This is a genomic window from Hydrogenophaga sp. SL48 (genome assembly GCF_021729865.1).
Taxonomy (GTDB): domain Bacteria; phylum Pseudomonadota; class Gammaproteobacteria; order Burkholderiales; family Burkholderiaceae_C; genus Hydrogenophaga.
Genome location: NZ_CP063400.1, coordinates 1,809,683 through 1,826,555, shown reverse-complemented (window position 1 = coordinate 1,826,555; position 16,873 = coordinate 1,809,683). Strand labels below are relative to the sequence as shown.

The following is a 16,873-nucleotide window of genomic DNA, read 5'->3' as shown; positions in this document are numbered from 1 at the left end:
CTGCCGCCACCGCACGCTGACAGCAAGGCGGTCACAGCCAGAAGAACGCTGGGAAGGAGAGGGCGGAGCACGGGCATGTGAAATCCTTTTAGGGGGGTGATCGGTTCAGGCGTTGGCTTGACCCGCCAGGTAAGCCTTGCGCAGCGTCTCGACGCGCTGGCGGTTGACACCAAAGTCCTTGCGTCCCATCCGGCTGGCGCTGCGGACTTCAATGACCTGGCGCTCTGGGTTCACCCAGAACTCCATGTCATCGACAAACTTCAGCCAGGGCGTTCGGGCCTCGGCATGCACATAGTCGTGCCGCTGTTCAACGACCGAGACGCCTGGCAGCGAAGACAGCGCGGCGACCAGTGCCTGGACAGACGCAGATGCATCGCCATGTTTGAGCGGCAGCGCCTCGATCAGCGCGTCGGACCGTAGCGGGTGATCCGGGAACAGATCGGCCTGACTCGACACGCTGTTGGGGGTGTTCGATGGTGCTTTCAGGCGCCCTTGCTTCACGCCCAGGTCGGCGGGTTGCCGACCCGTCAGCATCCCCATCTGGGCCGCTGCCAGGAAGGCCACGATCAGGGTCAGCAGCGCGTAAACCAGCACTTTGACGAGCTTCAACGCTTGCCACCCAGCAAGCTGCCCAGCACACCGCGCACGATCTGGCGGCCGATGCCGCTGGCCACGCTGCGCGCCGCCGTCTTGGCCATGGTCTGCACCAGGCCGTCGTACTGGCCACCTCGTGGGCCGGTGCGGCCGAACAGGGCTTCGTTGAGCATGCCGCCGATACCGCCGCCTTGGGCCTCTGCCTCCTTCTTGGCGGCGCCCGGGATACGCGGTGCCTTGGGGGCGTCGTCGGCTTCGGCCGGGGCTTCGTCGGTGGCGCCCGCGTGCTTGCGGAACATTTCGTAGGCGCTGTCCCGGTCCACCACCTTTTCGTACACGCCGGCCACCAGCGAGTTCTGGAGCAGGGCCTGGCGCTGCTCGGGGGTGATCGGGCCCAGCTGGCTGCCCGGCGGCAGCACAAACACGCGCTCGGTTTCGCTCGGGCGGCCCTTGGTGTCCAGCAGGCTCACCAAGGCTTCGCCAACGGCCAGTTCGGTGATGGCGGCTTCGATGTCCAGCCCGGCCTTGGGGCGCATGGTTTGCGCGGTGGACCTCACGGCCTTCTGGTCACGCGGGGTGAAGGCACGCAACGCGTGCTGCACCCGGTTGCCCAGCTGGCCGAGCACACTGTCGGGAATGTCCAGAGGGTTCTGGGTCACGAAATACACGCCCACGCCCTTGGACCGAACCAGTCGCACGACCAGCTCGATGCGCTCGACCAGCACCTTGGGCGCTTCGTCGAACAGCAGGTGAGCCTCGTCAAAGAAGAACACCAGCTTGGGCTTTTCCGGGTCACCGATCTCGGGCAGGCTCTCGAACAGTTCGGAGAGCATCCACAACAGGAAGGTCGCGTACAGGCGAGGTGCGTTGAGCAGCTTGTCGGCGGCGAGGATGTTGATCACACCCTTGCCGCGCTCGGTCTGCATGAAGTCGTTGATGTCGAGCATGGGCTCGCCAAAGAACTTGTCGCCGCCTTGCTGCTCGATTTGCATCATCCCGCGCTGGATGGCGCCGATGCTGGCTGCGCTGATGTTGCCGTACTCGGTGGTGAACTGTTTGGCGTTGTCACCCACGTGCTGCAACATGGCGCGCAGGTCCTTCATGTCCAGCAGCAACAGACCGTTGTCGTCGGCGATCTTGAACACGAGGTTCAGCACGCCGGCCTGGGTGTCGTTGAGGTCGAGCATGCGCGCGATCAGCAGCGGGCCCATGTCGGAGATGGTGGCCCGCACGGGGTGCCCCTGCTCGCCAAACACGTCCCACAGCGTGGTGGGGCAGGATTGGGATGGGGTGGGCGTGAGGCCGCGGTCGGCCAGCACCTTGACGATCTTCTCCGGCAGGTTGCCTGCCTGGCTGATGCCGGTGAGGTCGCCTTTGACGTCGGCCATGAACACCGGCACGCCGATGTTGGAGAACTGCTCGGCCAGAGTTTGCAGCGTCACCGTCTTGCCGGTGCCGGTCGCGCCGGTGATCAGGCCGTGGCGGTTCGCGAGACCGGGCAGAAGGTGGCACTGGACGTTCTGGTTCTGGGCAATCAGCATCGGTTCGGCCATGGTGGTCATCCTCGTCGGGTGCGGTGGGTGGGGAATCGTAAAATCGCCGGTCATTAGACCAAATTCTGGTCAAAAAAAAGGACTCACTCGTGGCTGGACACAGCAAATGGGCCAACATTCAACACCGCAAGGGCCGTCAAGACGAAAAGCGGGGCAAGATCTGGACACGTGTCATCCGTGAGATCACGGTGGCCGCGCGCACCGGAGGCGGTGATCCGGCGATGAACCCGCGCCTGCGTCTGGCGATCGACAAGGCCAAGGCCGCCAACATGCCGGCCGACCGCATCAAATACAACGTGGACAAGGCTTCGGGCGCACTCGAAGGGCAGGCGCTGGAAGAGATCCGCTACGAAGGCTATGGCATCGGTGGCGCGGCCATCATCGTGGACACCATGACCGACAACAAGGTGCGCACCGTGGCCGAAGTGCGCCACGCGTTCAGCAAGTACGGCGGCAACCTGGGCACCGACGGTTCGGTGGCGTTCCAGTTCAAGCATTGCGGCCAGATCATCTTTGCCCCCGGCACCTCGGAAGACCAGGTGATGGAAGTGGCGCTGGAAGCCGGCGCCGAGGACGTGATCACCGACGACGATGGTGCCATCGAGGTGCTGACCGCGTACACGGATTTCGAGGCGGTGAAAAACGCGCTGGAAGCGGCGGGCCTGAAGCCGGAAGTGGCCGAAGTCACCATGCGACCGGAGAACACCATCGAGCTCGGTGGCGAAGACGCGGCCCGCATGCAGAAGCTGCTGGACGTGCTGGAAGACCTGGACGACGTGCAAGACGTGTTCCACAACGCAGAAATCTCCGAATGAAAGTCCTGGTCATTGGCGGCGGTGGCCGCGAGCACGCGCTGGCGTGGAAACTGAAGCAGTCCGAAGGCGTGAGCCAGGTCTTCGTGGCGCCTGGCAACGCCGGGACCGCGCGCGATGCACAACTGATCAACCTGCCCATCACCGACAAGGTGGCGCTGCGTGAATGGGCGCAGGCCCAGGGCGTGGCGCTCACGGTGGTCGGCCCCGAAGCACCGCTGGCGGCCGGCGTGGTGGACGAATTCCTTGCCCACGGTCTGCCCATCTTCGGCCCCACGCAGAAGGCCGCACAACTGGAAAGCTCCAAGGCGTTCAGCAAGGCCTTCATGCAGCGCCACGGCATCCCCACGGCCGAGTACCAGACCTTCACCGACCCGGTGCAGGCGCACGCCTACGTGGATGCCAAGGGGGCGCCCATCGTGATCAAGGCCGACGGCCTGGCGGCGGGCAAGGGTGTGGTCGTGGCCATGAGCCTGGCCGAGGCGCACGAAGCGATCGACTTCATGCTGCTGGACAACACCCTGGGCGTGGCGCACAACGAGGGCGGTGCGCGCGTGGTGATCGAAGAGTTTCTGGAAGGCGAAGAGGCCAGTTTCATCGTGTTGTGCGACGGCGTGAACGCGCTCGCGCTGGCCACCAGCCAGGACCACAAGCGGCTGCTCGACGCCGACCAGGGCCCCAACACCGGCGGCATGGGCGCGTACTCGCCTGCGCCGGTGGTCACGCCCGCAGTGCACCAGCGCGCGATGGACGAGGTGATCCTGCCCACGCTGCGCGGCATGGCGGCCGACGGCATTCCGTACACCGGCTTCCTCTATGCCGGCCTGATGATCACGCCCGACGGGCGCGTGAAGACGCTGGAGTTCAACTGCCGCATGGGCGATCCGGAGACCCAGCCCATCATGATGCGTCTCAAGAGCAATCTGGCGCAGGTGCTGTTGTCGGCCACCCGCGCTGAGCTGGACCAGGTGACGCTGGACTGGGACCCCCGCGTGGCGCTCGGTGTCGTGCTGGCCGCGGCCGGCTACCCGCTGAACCCCCGCAAGGGCGATGCCATCACGGGTCTGCCGGCCGACGCGGCCGATGCCATGGTGTTCCACGCTGGCACGGCCGATGCCAACGGCCAGGTGGTGGTCTCGGGCGGCCGGGTGCTGTGCGTCACCGCGCTGGCCGACACCGTGGCCGCGGCGCAGCAATGCGCTTACGGCGTGGTGAACGGCATCCGGTTCGACGGCATGCAGTGCCGCCGCGACATCGGCTTCCGGGCACTTTGAGCACCCTCGACACCATGAGCCAACAGACCCAGCGCGTGCGCGACTACCTGACCGGCCTGCAAGACCGCATCACCTCCACCGTGGCCTTGGTCGATGGCGGTCAGTTTGTGGTGGACCACTGGACAAAGCCCGCCGGCGAAACCCTGCAGGGCCGGGGCATCACGCAAATCCTGGAGGGCGGTGCGGTGTTCGAGCGCGCCGGCTGCGGTTTTTCGCACGTGACCGGCCCGCGCCTGCCGCCCTCGGCCACGCAGCACCGCCCCGAACTCTCGGGCGCGCCGTTCGAGGCCATGGGCGTTTCGCTGGTGTTTCACCCGCGCAACCCCTATGTGCCCACGGTGCACATGAACGTTCGCATGATTGCCGCCACACCGAAAGGTGGCGAACCGGTGTGCTGGTTCGGCGGTGGCATGGACCTCACGCCGTACTACGGTTTTGAAGAAGACGCGGTGCACTTTCACCGCACCTGCAAGACCGCGCTCGACCCGTTCGGTGTGGACAAGTACCCGCGCTTCAAGCGGTGGTGCGACGAGTATTTCTATTTGAAGCACCGCGACGAGCAGCGCGGTGTGGGTGGCGTGTTCTTCGACGACTTTGCCGAGTTCGGTTTCGATGGCAGTTTTGCCATGCTGCGCTCGGTCGGTGATGCGTTCCTGGACGCGTACCTGCCCATCGTGGACCGGCGCCAGCCCACCGCGCACGGGGAGCGAGAGCGCGACTTTCAGCTCTACCGCCGTGGCCGTTATGTGGAGTTCAACCTGGTCTGGGACCGGGGCACGCACTTCGGCCTGCAGTCGGGCGGGCGCAGTGAATCCATCTTGCTGTCCATGCCACCGCTGGTGAGCTGGTCTTATCAGCGCCAGAGCGCCAAAGGCTCGCCGGAAGCGCGCCTGATCAGCGATTTCCTCGTGCGCAAGGACTGGATTTGACACCGCACCCCGAGGCGCCGCAGGGCGCTGACACGGCCGACAGACCGCTGCGGGTTGGCATGTTCGGTGGCGCTTTCGACCCGCCCCACCGGGCGCACCGCACGCTGGCCGAAGCGGCGCTCACCCAGCTGGGGCTGGACGTGCTGCACATCCTGCCCACCGGGCAGGCCTGGCACAAATCGCGTGTGCTCACGCCGGCCGAACACCGGTTGTCCATGTGCCAGCTGGCCTTTGGCGACCTGCCGAACACCCGGATCGACAGCCGGGAAGTGCGCCGCCAGGGCCCGAGCTACACCGCCGACACCCTGCAGGAGCTGGGGGCCGAGTACCCGGGCGCTGAGCTGTTTCTGGTCTTGGGGGCCGACCAGCTGCTCGCCTTCAAGAGCTGGGTGCGCTGGCCCGAAGTGCTGGCCCAGGCCACACTCGCTGTGGCCAAACGCGCCACCCAGATCGGCGCCGACGCCGTGCACGACGACGGCGAAGAGATGGACCTGTCGGGCGTTGACCTGCCGTTCCGGCGGCTGGCCATGCCCCTCAAAAACATCAGTGCGACCGCCGTGCGCGCCCATGTGGGCCAGCCCGTCAGCGGCAGCAGTGAGCTGGCGGTTCTGGTGCCCGAAGCCGTCGCAAGCTATATTTCACAACATTCCCTCTATCAAAAGCCTCCATGACCAGCGAAACCACCGCCAAAAAAGACATCCAGAAACTCCAGCGGGCCATCGTGGATGGACTGGAAGACGTCAAGGGACAAGACATCGTGGTCTTCAACACCGAGTCGATGTCGCCCCTGTTTGAGCGCGTGATCATCGCCAGCGGCACCTCCAACCGCCAGACCAAGGCGCTCGCCGCCAGCGTGCGTGATGCCGTGCGCGAGGCCGGTTTCGACAAGCCCCGCATCGAAGGCGAAGACAACGGCGAATGGATCATCGTGGACTGTGGCGCTGCCGTGGCGCACGTGATGCAGCCCGTGATCCGCCAGTACTACCGTCTCGAAGAAATCTGGGGCGCCAAGCCGGTGCGTCTGAAGCATGGCGACGACAAGGTCGTTGAGGTCAAGCCTGTGGCGAAGAAGGCCGCGACCAAGACGACCAAAAAGGGCGTGGTCAAGGACGTGAAGCCGGTGGATGCGAAGTCGGTGGCCCGCAAGGCCGCCAAGGCGGTTTCTGCCGCTGCGGCCGCCGCACCGGCGAAAACCGCGGCCAAGCCTGGCACCAAAACCGGTGTGAAGGCCGTGGCCAAGACCGCGGCAAAACCCACTGCAAAGACCGCCGCATCCACCACCACGCGCAAGCCCGCAGCCAAGGCAGCGCCCACGAAGGCGCCCTTGAAGACGGTGGTGGTCAAGCCCAAGTCGGCCACCCGTCCGGCCGCCAAATCAGCGGCCAAACCCACGGCCAAGCGCGCTTCCCCTGCGACCAAGGTTGCGGCCAAGTCGGCTCCCAAGAAGAGGGCATGAAGCTGGTGATCGTCGCGGTCGGGCAACGCATGCCCGACTGGGCCCAGACCGCCTACGACGATTACGCCAAGCGCTTTCCGCCCGAGTTGCGGGTGGAGATCAAGACCGTCAAGACCGAGCCGCGCGGCTCCAAGACCGTGGAAACGGTCATGGCCGCCGAGCGCGAGCGCATCGTGTCGGCCCTGCCCAAAGGCTGTCGCACCGTGGTGCTCGACGAACGCGGCACCACGCTCACGACCAAGGCCCTGGCCCAGCAACTGCAGCAGTGGCAACTGGGTGGAGACGACGTGGCGCTGGTGATCGGTGGACCTGACGGCCTGGAGCCGGCGTTCCGCGCCGCGGCCCACCAGCGCATCCGGCTTTCCGACCTGACGCTGCCCCACGCCATGGTGCGGGTGCTGCTGATCGAGCAGCTCTACCGCGCCTGGTCGATCAACGCCAATCACCCTTACCACCGCGAGTGAATGGCCCTCTCTCGCCTCCGCTGTGCGGGTCGTTGCCCCAAGGGGGCGGGCTGTTTTGGCGTGGGTCGGTCCAGCGGCACAACGCACCTTCATTCCTGACATGACCGATTTCATCTACCTCGCCTCCCAGAGTCCACGCCGAAAACAGCTGCTGGAACAGTGGGGCGTGCGCTGCGAGTTGCTGTTGCCCGACGCCGACGAAGATGCCGAGTCGCTGGAAGCGGTGCTGCCCGGCGAGGCGCCGGCCGCCTACGTGCAACGCGTGACCGGTCTCAAACTGCAGGCTTCGCTGGCGCGACTCAAGCGCCGGGGCCTGCCGCCAGCCCCCGTGCTGTGTGCGGATACCACCGTGGCGCTGGGGCGGCGCATCCTGGGCAAGCCGGCCGATGCGGCCGATGCCTGCGCCATGCTGGCCGATCTGGCGGGGCGCCGCCACCGCGTGCTGACCGCCGTGGCCGTGGGTCTGCCGGGGGCACGCAAAGACCGCCAGTGGACCGCTCTGTCCACGGCGTGGGTGGCCTTTGCGCCGCTCACCCCCGCCCAGATCCGCCGTTACGTGCACAGCGGTGAACCCATGGGCAAAGCCGGGGCCTATGCCATCCAGGGTCAGGCGGCACTGTGGACCCGGCACATCAGCGGCAGCTATTCGGGCATCATGGGCTTGCCCGCGCACGAGACGGCGCAGGTGCTGGGCGCTGCCGGCATAAGGCTGCTGTGACGCCTCGGTAACAACAAAAATCGGAGAGCCACGACGCCATGAGCCAGGACATCTTGATCAATTGGGCGCCCCAGGAAACGCGTGTCGCGGTGGTGGAGCAGGGCGCTGTCCAGGAAGTGCATCTCGAACGCACGCTCGAGCGCGGTCTGGTGGGCAACATCTACCTGGGCAAGGTGTCCCGCGTGCTGCCTGGCATGCAATCGGCGTTCATCGACATCGGTCTGGATCGGGCGGCTTTTCTGCACGTGGCCGACCTCATGCCCAACATCGCGGCCAAACACGCCGCGCCACGCGACAAGGCCCCTGCGGCGCCCGCTGACAGAGCAGGGGAGGTTGCCAATGGGCACAACAACCGCGTGCTGGCACCCGACCCGGTCCAGCCGATCGAGCGGCAGATCTTCGAAGGCCAGGCGCTGATGGTGCAGGTGCTCAAGGACCCGATCGGCACCAAGGGCGCGCGCCTGACAGCGCAGATCAGCATCGCGGGCCGCTTGCTCGTGTTCCTGCCGCAAGACAACCACATTGGCGTTTCACAGAAGATCCCTCCCGCCCAGCGCGAGGCCTTGCGACAACGGGTGATGGGACTGGCCGCGCCCAAGGACGGCAGTGCCACCGGGGGATTCATCCTGCGCACCAACGCCGAGGACGCGAGCGACGAAGAGCTGTCAGAAGACATCGCGTACCTGCGCAAGACCTGGCGGCGCATCAAGGAGGCGGGCTCGCGCCAACCGCCTGGCTCGCTGCTGCACGAAGACCTGAACCTGATGCAACGTGTGTTGCGCGACTTGGTGAGCGCCCAGACGCAGTCCATCCGCATCGACTCGAAAGAGCAGTTTGGCCTGCTGCAAACCTTCGCCGCAGAGTTCATGCCGGACACCGGCAAGAAGCTGCAGCACTACACCGGCGAGCGGCCCATCTTCGACCTGTTCAACATCGACGAGGACATCGCCCGCGCGCTCAGTCGTCGGGTGGACCTGAAGTCGGGCGGGTACCTGGTGATCGACCAGACCGAAGCGCTGACCACGGTCGATGTGAACACCGGCGGTTTTGTCGGTGCCCGCAATTTCGACGACACGGTGTTCCGCACCAACCTTGAAGCGGCCCAGGCGATTGCCCGTCAGCTGCGTTTGCGCAACCTCGGCGGCATCGTCATCGTGGATTTCATCGACATGGTCCGGGAAGACCACCGCGATGCCGTGCTCACCGAGTTCCGTAAACAGCTGGCCCGTGACCGGGTCAAAACCATGACCGGTGGTTTCTCCCAGCTGGGCCTGCTGGAGATGACGCGCAAACGCACCCGCGAATCGCTGGCCCACATGCTCAGCGAGGTCTGTCCGGCCTGCAGCGGCAAGGGCGTGGTCAAGACGGCGCGCAGTGTCTGCTACGACATCCTGCGCGAGATCCTGCGTGAGGCGCGAGCTTTCAACCCGCGGGAGTTTCGGGTCGTGGCGTCGGCACAGGTGGTGGAGTTGTTCCTCGACGAGGAGAGTCAGCACCTCGCCGGTCTGTCCGACTTCATTGGCAAGCCGATTTCGCTCCAGTCCGAGGGTTCGATGACGCAGGAGCAGTACGACATCGTGTTGCTGTGAACCGGGGGATGTCTATCTTTGCTGTGTCATGCTGTGCCAATGTGTTCTTGGGGGATGTGAATGTCCATGGTCAACACCCGTTTCCTGCTGCAGTTGTTGGGCTGCGCCATGCTGACGCTGTCAGCCCACGCGCAACCGATGAACGCTCCCGCCGCCCGAATGACACCGTACCTCTTCGGATCGGTGGGCACCGCGCACGACAGCGTGATCCACATCGCCGGTGACCCGGGGCAGAGCGTGGGGGCGAGCGACAGCCGGACGGCCCTGCAGCTGGGTGCGGGCATGCAGTTCAACGAGCTGCTGGGTGTGGAAGGATTCGTTCAGGGCGGCAAGCGGCATGGGTATGTGGCCGCCAGCGGCCAGCTTCAGGCGCAGGCCGTGCGAACCTTCGGCGCTCGCCTGACACTGGGCGGTGACGTCACGGACCGGCTGCGGCTGTTTGGCAAGGCCGGCCTCGCGCGCGTGGTTCACAGTGGTCGCGCCCAGTGGGGCGCCGCGGCCGAAGGCCAGGGCTACAGCAACCGCCAGTCCCGCGCGCTACTCGGTTTTGGCCTGACCTACCGGCTGACGGACCGTCTGGCCCTGCGGGCCGATGCCGATCATGTCTTCCAGCGGCGCAACGACACAGACACCGGGTGGGGCAACCTCGACTATTTCGGGCTGGGCTTGCAGTACCGCTACTGAGGTGGACGCACTGACGGCGTCCCCGGCAGTTGACCCTGATGGACTGTTCAGGTGGGCGTGGCCACGTCGCTCTTGAAACCTTGCGCATGCAGGCGCGCATACAGTCCGTTGGCCTTGAGCAGCTCGCTGTGTGATCCCTGTTCAGAGATCTGTCCATTGGCCAGCACCACCACCCGATCCGCGTGTTCGATCGTGGAGAGCCGGTGGGCGATCACCAGCGTGGTCCGCCCCTTCATCAGTCTGGCCAGGGCCTCCTGAACCAGCCGCTCGGACTCGTTGTCCAGTGCGGATGTCGCTTCGTCCAGGATGAGGATGGGCGCGTCTTTGTAGATGGCCCTGGCGATGGCCAGCCGTTGGCGCTGGCCGCCCGAGAGTTCGGCCGCGTTGTGCCCCACGTTGCTGTGGATGCCCCGGGGCAGGCGCGCGATGAGGTCTCCCAGGTTGGCTGACGACAGGGCCGCGTGCACGCGGTGTTCGTCCAGCGCACCGTCGGCCGCACCCAGGGCCACGTTGGCTGCCAGACTGTCGTTGAGCATGATCACGTCCTGGCTGACCATGGCGAACTGCCGTCGAAGGCACTTCAGATCCCACGAGGGCAGGGCGACCCCATCCAGCAACACCTCGCCGCGCAACACCTCGACAAAACGGGGCAGGAGGTTCGCCAGCGTCGTCTTGCCCGACCCCGACGGACCCACGAGCGCCAGCACTTCACCCGGACGAACGCTCAAGGAGATGCCTCGCAGAGCGGTTCGGTTGAGGTCGTCGTCTCCGGATTGGGGGGTGTCGTCGCGTGAGGGGTAACGGACCCACACGTCGTTCAGTTCGATGGCGCCTCGCACCCGCTCGATCTGGTGAGCGCCGCTGGATTGTTCGGGTGTCTCTTCGATCAGTTCCAGACCACGTTCGAGGGCTGCCAGACCACGCGTGATCGGGCCGGCGATTTCGGCGAGGTGGCGGATCGGCGCGACCAGCATCAGCATGGCGGTCACGAACGCAACGAAGTTGCCCACCGTGACGCCGCTGCTGCTGCTTTGCCACAAAGCGACGGCGATCACGGCAGACAAGGCCACGGCCGCCAGCATCTGCGTGAGTGGTGTCATGGCCGCCTGTGCGATGGTGGACTTGAGCGCCAGGCGGCGCAGGCCCACGCTGAGCACTTCAAACCGTTCCGACTGGCGCTGCTGGGCACCGTGCAGGCGCACCATGCGGTGGGCCAGCGCGTTTTCCTCCACCACGTACGCCAGCTCGTCGGTGGCCTGCTGACTGGAGCGGGTGAGCCGGTAGAGCCTGCGCGAGAGCACCCGCATCACCACAATCAGGCCGGGGAACAGCAGCAGCACGATCAGGGTGAGCTTCCAGTTCAGGTACATCAGGTAGCCGAGCAGGGCCAGCAACGTCAGGCTGTCTTTGGTCAGCGTGAGCAAGGCATTGACCAGCATGGTCGATCCCGTTTGCACTTCGTACACCAGCGTGTTGGACAGCTTGCTCGCGCTTTGGCGGGCGAACAGCGTCATCTGTGCGTCGTTGAGCTTGGCGAACATGGCGCGCCGCAGGTTGAGCAAACCCAGGTTCGCGGTGTACGAGAGCGCGTACTGCGCCAGAAACCCCGCCAGGCCGCGCACACCAAACAGCCCCAGCAGGGCCGCCGGGACCATCCAGAGCGCGACATTGCCCTGTGCGAACCCGCGGTCCAGCAGCGTCTTGAGCAGCGCCGGGATCATGGGTTCGGTCAACGCCCCCACCAGAGTACACATGGCCGCCATCACGATGCCCGTTTTGGCCGAACGGAAATAGGGCCAGAAGCGCAACAAGCGCTCCCGGATGCTGGACTCTGGAACAGGTGTTGGGGCTTGGGTGGAGATCAAAGCAGCGGGGCCTGGGGTCGTCTGAAGAAAGCGGGCCGAAGAGCACGGCGCCGGGCGACAAGGATATGGCACATCTTGTCACGGCTGGCGCTTGCTCATCCGGTATTATCCGTTGGCCTTATCGAAGCGGCGCTGCCTCAGCGCTGGCACAGGCATCACCACCCACAAACAACGCATGCAGGATTTGAATCGACCCGAATGGCTGCCGTCCCGGCGGCATCTGTTGACCCATGCCGCCGCACTTCCGCTGATGGCGCTGCCCCTGAAAGACGCGCTGGCCCAGTTCAGGGTTGAAGTTTCTGGCGCCGGCATGACCCAGATCCCGATTTCGACGGCCGCCTTCCGGGGCAACAGCCAGGTGGATCAGGACATCGCGGCCATCGTCCGTGCCGACCTGGAGCGCAGTGGACAGTTCCGGTTCGTGGAACCCTTGCCCGTCCAGATCGACGAAAACACCCGGCCCGATCTGGCTCCGTGGCGCGAGAAAGGTACCGACGCCTTGTTGACAGGCAGCGTGTCGCGCCTGGCCGATGGGCGTTTTGATGTGCGTTTCCGGCTGTGGGACGCAGTGCGAGCCCAGGACATGGGCGGGCTGAGTTTTCCCGCTTCGGCTCGCGAGCTGCGTTTTGCGGCACACAAGGTCGCAGATTACGTGTACGAAAAGCTGACGGGCGAAAAAGGCGTGTTTGCCACGCGCATCGCTTACGTCACCAAGGTCGGCCAGCGTCACACCCTGAACGTGGCCGATTCCGACGGCGAGGGGGCGCAATCGGCCTTCTCCTCGTCGATGCCGCTGTCATCGCCCAACTGGTCGCCCAACGGCGCCCAATTGGCCTATGTGTCGTTTGAGGCGCGCAAGGCAGTGATCTATTCGCACGACGTGGCGTCCGGCAGGAGGCGGTTGCTGGCCAACTTCCGAGGCTCCAACAGCGCTCCTTCGTGGTCGCCCGATGGCCGCCAGTTGGTGGCCGCCCTCGCTGTCACAGGCAATACCCAGATCCATGTCCTGGACACCAACGGCGGTGCGCCGAGGCGACTGACACAGTCCGCCAGCATCGACACCGAACCGGTGTACAGCCCAGACGGTCGCTCCATCTATTTCGTGAGCGACCGCGGCGGGTCCCCGCAGATCTACCGCATGGGTGCGCAAGGTGACAACCCCCAGCGATTGACCTTTGTAGGCAGTGAAAGTACCTCTCCGGCGCCCAGTCCCGATGGTCGTTGGCTGGCGTTCATTTCCAGGGTCGCTGGTGGTGATCGCGTGCACGTGATGGAGCTTGCCAGCGGCAAGGTGACGGTGGTCAGTGACACCGGCTCCGACGAAAACCCGAGTTTTGCACCCAACAGCCGCCTGATTCTTTACGCCACGCGTGCCGGTGGTCGCGAGGCCCTGATGACGTCCACCGTGGACGGACGGGTCAAGACGCGCCTGGCCACCCCTCAGGGCGACATCCGTGAGCCCGACTGGGGGCCTTTCGTGCGCTGATGCCTGCCTTTTCAAAACCTCACACTTTCAACTCTAGCTTTTACACCGATCCAGAAAGGGACCGTTACATGTTCAAAAACACGACTTCGATGCCACAACACCAAACGCCCACCAGCCGCACCTGGGCAACCCGTCTCGCGAGCCTGATGCTTGTGTCCGCACTCGCTGCCTGCGGCTCCAGCGTGAAGCTCGAAGACGCACCCGTGGAAGACCGGAACACCAGCACCGGACAGTCGGGCGACGGCACGACAGGTGTTGATCCGCGCAATGTGGCCGAAGTCCAGGTTCCCGGCATTGACGTTCCGCAGCCGGCCGCGTTGTCGCGTGTGGTGTATTTCGACTACGACAGCTTTGCTGTTCGCGCGGATTCCACGGCTGTGCTGGAAGCCAATGCCCGCTTCCTCAAGGCCAATCCGAACCGCAGGGTGGGGCTTGAGGGTCACACCGACGAGCGCGGTAGCCGCGAGTACAACATCGCGCTGGGACAGAAACGCGCCGAGGCGGTGCGTCGCGCTCTGGCTTTGCTGGGCGTGTCCGAATCGCAGATGGAGCCGGTGAGCTTTGGCGAGGAGCGGCCGGCCGCCATGGGCATGGACGAAACCTCCTACGGCAAGAACCGACGCGTTGAAGTCACCTACCGCTGACATGACCTTGCGCTCACCTGCATCCTTGAACTCGTTGTGGGGCGCCCTGGCACTGGTGGGCGCCTGTTTGTGGCCCCTGCAGGCCCATGCCCTGTTTGACGACGATGAGGCGCGCAAGGCCATTCTGGACGTGCGCCAGAAGTTCGATGCTTACAAGCAATCGAACGATGCCGCCCTGGGTCGCCTCATCAACGAGTTGCGTGAAAACAGCGCCACGAGCCAGCGCAGCCTGCTGGAACTGTCCAACCAGAACGAGCAGTTGCGCGCTGAGATCGCCCGGCTGCGTGGTCAGAACGAGCAGCTGGCCCGCGATGTGTCTGAGTTGCAGCGCCTGCAGAAAGACGTGCAGGCTGGCGTGGATGCGCGGCTGAAGCAGGTTGAGCCCGTGCGGGTATCGCTCGACGGTGCAGAGTTTGTGGCCACGCCCGAAGAGAAGCGCGATTTCGATGCAGCAATGGAACTGCTGCGCAAATCCGAGTTTGGCGCGGCTTCGGCGGCATACGGTGGTTTGCTGCGCAGGTACCCCAGCAGCGGCTACACGGCTTCTGCTCTGTACTGGTTGGGCAATGCACAGTACGCCAACCGCGCCTACAAAGAGTCGATCGACAGCCACCGGCGCCTGGTGGCCCAGTTTCCTACGCATTTGCGCACCCCCGAGGCCATGCTCGCCATGGCCAACAGCCAGGTGGAGTTGAAGGATGGCAAAGCCGCTCAGCGCACACTGGAAACGTTGGTGAAAAGCTACCCGCAGTCCGAGGCTGCGGCAGCAGGACGCGAGCGGCTCGCGCGTTTGCGTTGAGTGCGCACTGAGGCTCGCTCCCACTCGCCTGCCCGGTAGATAGTGGGGCCAGCTTCTACAATGGCGGCATGGACATCGCTGACTTTCAACAACTGCAAACGCTTGTGTTGTGGGCCGCTTTCGCGGCCTCACTGCTTTTTGGATTCATTGCACAACGCACGCAGTTCTGCACGATGGGCGCGGTCAGCGACATCGTCAACATGGGCTCGTGGACCCGCATGCGCATGTGGGGGATGGCGGTCGGCGTGGCGTCGATCGGGTTCTACGGAATGGGCTGGCTCGGGTGGATCGACACCGGGAAGACCATTTACGCCTCTGGCCGTATCGTCTGGCTCTCGGCCATCTTGGGTGGATTGCTGTTTGGATTCGGCATGGTGCTGGCCTCCGGGTGTGGCAGCAAGACACTGGTGCGCATCGGCACGGGCAGCCTGAAATCACTGGTCGTGTTTTTCGTCATGGGGTTCGCGGCCTTTGCCACGTTGCGCGGTGTTCTCGCTGTGCTGCGGGTCAATACCGTCGACCTGGTGGCCTTCGACATCGCTTCGGGTGGGACACTTCCCATGTGGCTCACACAGTTCACGGGTATGGCACCGACCACAACAGGGCTGTTGGCAGCGCTGTTGATCGGCGGGGCGTTGGTGGTGTGGGCGCTGGCCAGCGCCGATTTCAGGAGCGCCAACAGCCTGTTGGGTGGTTTGGGCCTTGGGTCGGTGATTGCGTTGATGTGGTGGATCAGCGGTCACCTGGGTTTCGTGGCCGAGCACCCCGAGACACTCGACGCGGTGTACCTAGCCACCAACAGCGGGCGCATGGAATCGCTGACGTTCACAGCGCCCATGGCCTACACACTCGACTGGCTCATCCATTTCAGCGACACCTCCAAGGTGCTCACGCTGGGCGTTGTGTCGGTGGCCGGTGTGGTGGTGGGCGCCTTCATCGAAGCCCTGATGTCCCGCAGTTTTCGATGGGAAGGCTTTCGCAACACGCAGGACACAGCGCTGCACCTCGTTGGCGCGACGTGCATGGGCGTGGGCGGTGTCACGGCCCTCGGTTGCACGATCGGACAAGGTTTGTCGGGTCTGTCAACGCTCAGTCTCACCAGTGCGATCGCCGTGGTGGGCATCATGGCTGGCGCATGGCTGGGATTCCGTTTCCAGATCTGGCTGTTGGAGCGCGAATGAGTGTTGAATTCGAGCGCCGCTTTGGTGGGTTGCGGCGCCTCTACGGTGTGTCCGGCGCACAGGCCATCTTTGATGCTCATGTGGTCGTCGTCGGTATCGGTGGCGTCGGTTCCTGGGCGGTTGAAGCGCTGGCGCGCAGTGGCGTGCGACGCCTCACGCTGATCGACATGGACCATGTGTCCGAATCCAACATCAACCGCCAGATACACGCGCTGGAGCCCACGCTGGGTCAGTCCAAGGCCGAGGCCATGCGCGAGCGCATCGCGCTGTTTCACCCGGATTGCCAGGTGAGTGTGATCGACGATTTTGTCACCGCAGACAACTGGCCGGCGCTGCTGCCGGCCAGCGAAGGCATGCCCTCCGCATTGATCGACGCTTGCGACCAGGTGCGCGCAAAGACCTCACTGGCCGCTTGGGCACAGCGCCAGCAGGTGCCGTTTGTCACGGTCGGTGCGGCGGGTGGCAAACGTTTCGCGCAGGCCGTGCAGGTGGAGGATCTGTCCGATGTCACCCACGACCCTTTGCTGGCCCAGCTTCGCTACCGTTTGCGCAAAGAGCATGGCGCCTCCAGAAGCGGGCGGATGGACACAGCATGCGTGTTCAGCCGCGAAGCGGTGGCACCACCGGATGAATCCTGTGAAATTGAATCGGGTGACGGATCACTGAATTGCCATGGATACGGCTCCGTCGTGAGTGTCACGGCCACCTTTGGACTGTGTGCCGCAGGGTGGGTGATGAACGCTCTGGCAAATTCTGGAAAAGCTTTTGCTTCCACCTCAAATCACACAAAAAGGACGCTATAATTTGAGGCTTCGCAGGATGCAA

General features: G+C 64.7%; 17 protein-coding genes. 14 read left to right on the top strand and 3 right to left on the bottom strand.

Going from position 1 to position 16,873, the window contains the following annotated elements:
- Positions 1-105: 105 nt before the first annotated feature.
- Positions 106-609, bottom strand: a complete 504-nt coding sequence (locus IM738_RS08785; protein ID WP_236965486.1) for a DUF1499 domain-containing protein — start codon at positions 607-609, stop codon at positions 106-108.
- On the bottom strand, positions 606-2,147 hold the full coding sequence (locus tag IM738_RS08780) for a helicase HerA-like C-terminal domain-containing protein (RefSeq protein ID WP_236965485.1): 1,542 nt from the start codon (positions 2,145-2,147) through the stop codon (positions 606-608). Before IM738_RS08780 ends, IM738_RS08785 begins: the two co-directional genes overlap by 4 nt.
- Positions 2,148-2,236: 89 nt before the next feature.
- Here IM738_RS08780 and IM738_RS08775 point away from each other — a divergent pair, with 89 nt between their 5' ends.
- From IM738_RS08775 to IM738_RS08735, 9 genes are all read left to right on the top strand, one after another.
- Complete coding sequence (locus tag IM738_RS08775) at positions 2,237-2,962, top strand: YebC/PmpR family DNA-binding transcriptional regulator (RefSeq protein WP_236965484.1); 726 nt, start codon at positions 2,237-2,239, stop codon at positions 2,960-2,962.
- A complete protein-coding gene (gene purD / locus IM738_RS08770) occupies positions 2,959-4,233 on the top strand; it encodes a phosphoribosylamine--glycine ligase (RefSeq protein WP_236965483.1) in 1,275 nt (424 codons plus the stop codon). The genes IM738_RS08775 and purD overlap by 4 nt, the downstream gene beginning before the upstream one ends.
- Positions 4,234-4,247: 14 nt before the next feature.
- Positions 4,248-5,162, top strand: a complete 915-nt coding sequence (gene hemF, locus IM738_RS08765; protein ID WP_236965482.1) for an oxygen-dependent coproporphyrinogen oxidase — start codon at positions 4,248-4,250, stop codon at positions 5,160-5,162.
- Positions 5,159-5,833 (top strand): nicotinate (nicotinamide) nucleotide adenylyltransferase, encoded by a 675-nt coding sequence (gene nadD, locus IM738_RS08760; protein ID WP_236965481.1) that lies wholly within the window; start codon positions 5,159-5,161, stop codon positions 5,831-5,833. Before hemF ends, nadD begins: the two co-directional genes overlap by 4 nt.
- Positions 5,830-6,618, top strand: coding sequence for a ribosome silencing factor (rsfS, locus tag IM738_RS08755; RefSeq protein ID WP_236965480.1), 789 nt, complete (start codon positions 5,830-5,832; stop codon positions 6,616-6,618). Before nadD ends, rsfS begins: the two co-directional genes overlap by 4 nt.
- Positions 6,615-7,082 carry a 23S rRNA (pseudouridine(1915)-N(3))-methyltransferase RlmH gene (gene rlmH / locus IM738_RS08750; protein WP_236965479.1) on the top strand — a complete coding sequence of 156 codons (468 nt, stop codon included), beginning with the start codon at positions 6,615-6,617 and terminating at the stop codon, positions 7,080-7,082. The genes rsfS and rlmH overlap by 4 nt, the downstream gene beginning before the upstream one ends.
- 100 nt (positions 7,083-7,182) lie before the next feature.
- Positions 7,183-7,800, top strand: coding sequence for a Maf family protein (locus tag IM738_RS08745; protein WP_236965478.1), 618 nt, complete (start codon positions 7,183-7,185; stop codon positions 7,798-7,800).
- Between the two features lie 38 nt (positions 7,801-7,838).
- Positions 7,839-9,389 carry an Rne/Rng family ribonuclease gene (locus IM738_RS08740; protein WP_236965477.1) on the top strand — a complete coding sequence of 517 codons (1,551 nt, stop codon included), beginning with the start codon at positions 7,839-7,841 and terminating at the stop codon, positions 9,387-9,389.
- Positions 9,390-9,455: 66 nt separating this feature from the next.
- A complete protein-coding gene (locus tag IM738_RS08735) occupies positions 9,456-10,073 on the top strand; it encodes an outer membrane beta-barrel protein (protein WP_236965476.1) in 618 nt (205 codons plus the stop codon).
- 47 nt (positions 10,074-10,120) lie between these two features.
- On the opposite strand, the gene msbA is transcribed toward IM738_RS08735, so the two are convergent.
- On the bottom strand, positions 10,121-11,938 hold the full coding sequence (gene msbA, locus IM738_RS08730) for a lipid A export permease/ATP-binding protein MsbA (protein WP_442908499.1): 1,818 nt from the start codon (positions 11,936-11,938) through the stop codon (positions 10,121-10,123).
- Between the two features lie 175 nt (positions 11,939-12,113).
- Between msbA and tolB the strand changes: the two genes are divergently transcribed.
- The 5 genes from tolB (at position 12,114) to IM738_RS08705 (ending at position 16,851) form a co-directional block, all read left to right on the top strand.
- A complete protein-coding gene (gene tolB, locus IM738_RS08725; protein WP_236965475.1) occupies positions 12,114-13,424 on the top strand; it encodes a Tol-Pal system beta propeller repeat protein TolB in 1,311 nt (436 codons plus the stop codon).
- An 89-nt stretch (positions 13,425-13,513) separates the two neighbouring features.
- Complete coding sequence (gene pal / locus IM738_RS08720; protein WP_236966277.1) at positions 13,514-14,068, top strand: peptidoglycan-associated lipoprotein Pal; 555 nt, start codon at positions 13,514-13,516, stop codon at positions 14,066-14,068.
- 25 nt (positions 14,069-14,093) lie between these two features.
- The gene (ybgF, locus tag IM738_RS08715; protein WP_236965474.1) at positions 14,094-14,867 is read left to right on the top strand and encodes a tol-pal system protein YbgF; all 774 of its coding nucleotides are present in this window, start codon (positions 14,094-14,096) and stop codon (positions 14,865-14,867) included.
- A gap of 68 nt (positions 14,868-14,935) precedes the next feature.
- Positions 14,936-16,048 carry a YeeE/YedE family protein gene (locus IM738_RS08710; RefSeq protein ID WP_236965473.1) on the top strand — a complete coding sequence of 371 codons (1,113 nt, stop codon included), beginning with the start codon at positions 14,936-14,938 and terminating at the stop codon, positions 16,046-16,048.
- Positions 16,045-16,851: a tRNA threonylcarbamoyladenosine dehydratase gene (locus tag IM738_RS08705; protein ID WP_236965472.1), complete on the top strand. Its 807-nt coding sequence runs from the start codon at positions 16,045-16,047 to the stop codon at positions 16,849-16,851. The genes IM738_RS08710 and IM738_RS08705 overlap by 4 nt, the downstream gene beginning before the upstream one ends.
- The last annotated feature ends 22 nt before the right edge of the window (positions 16,852-16,873 follow it).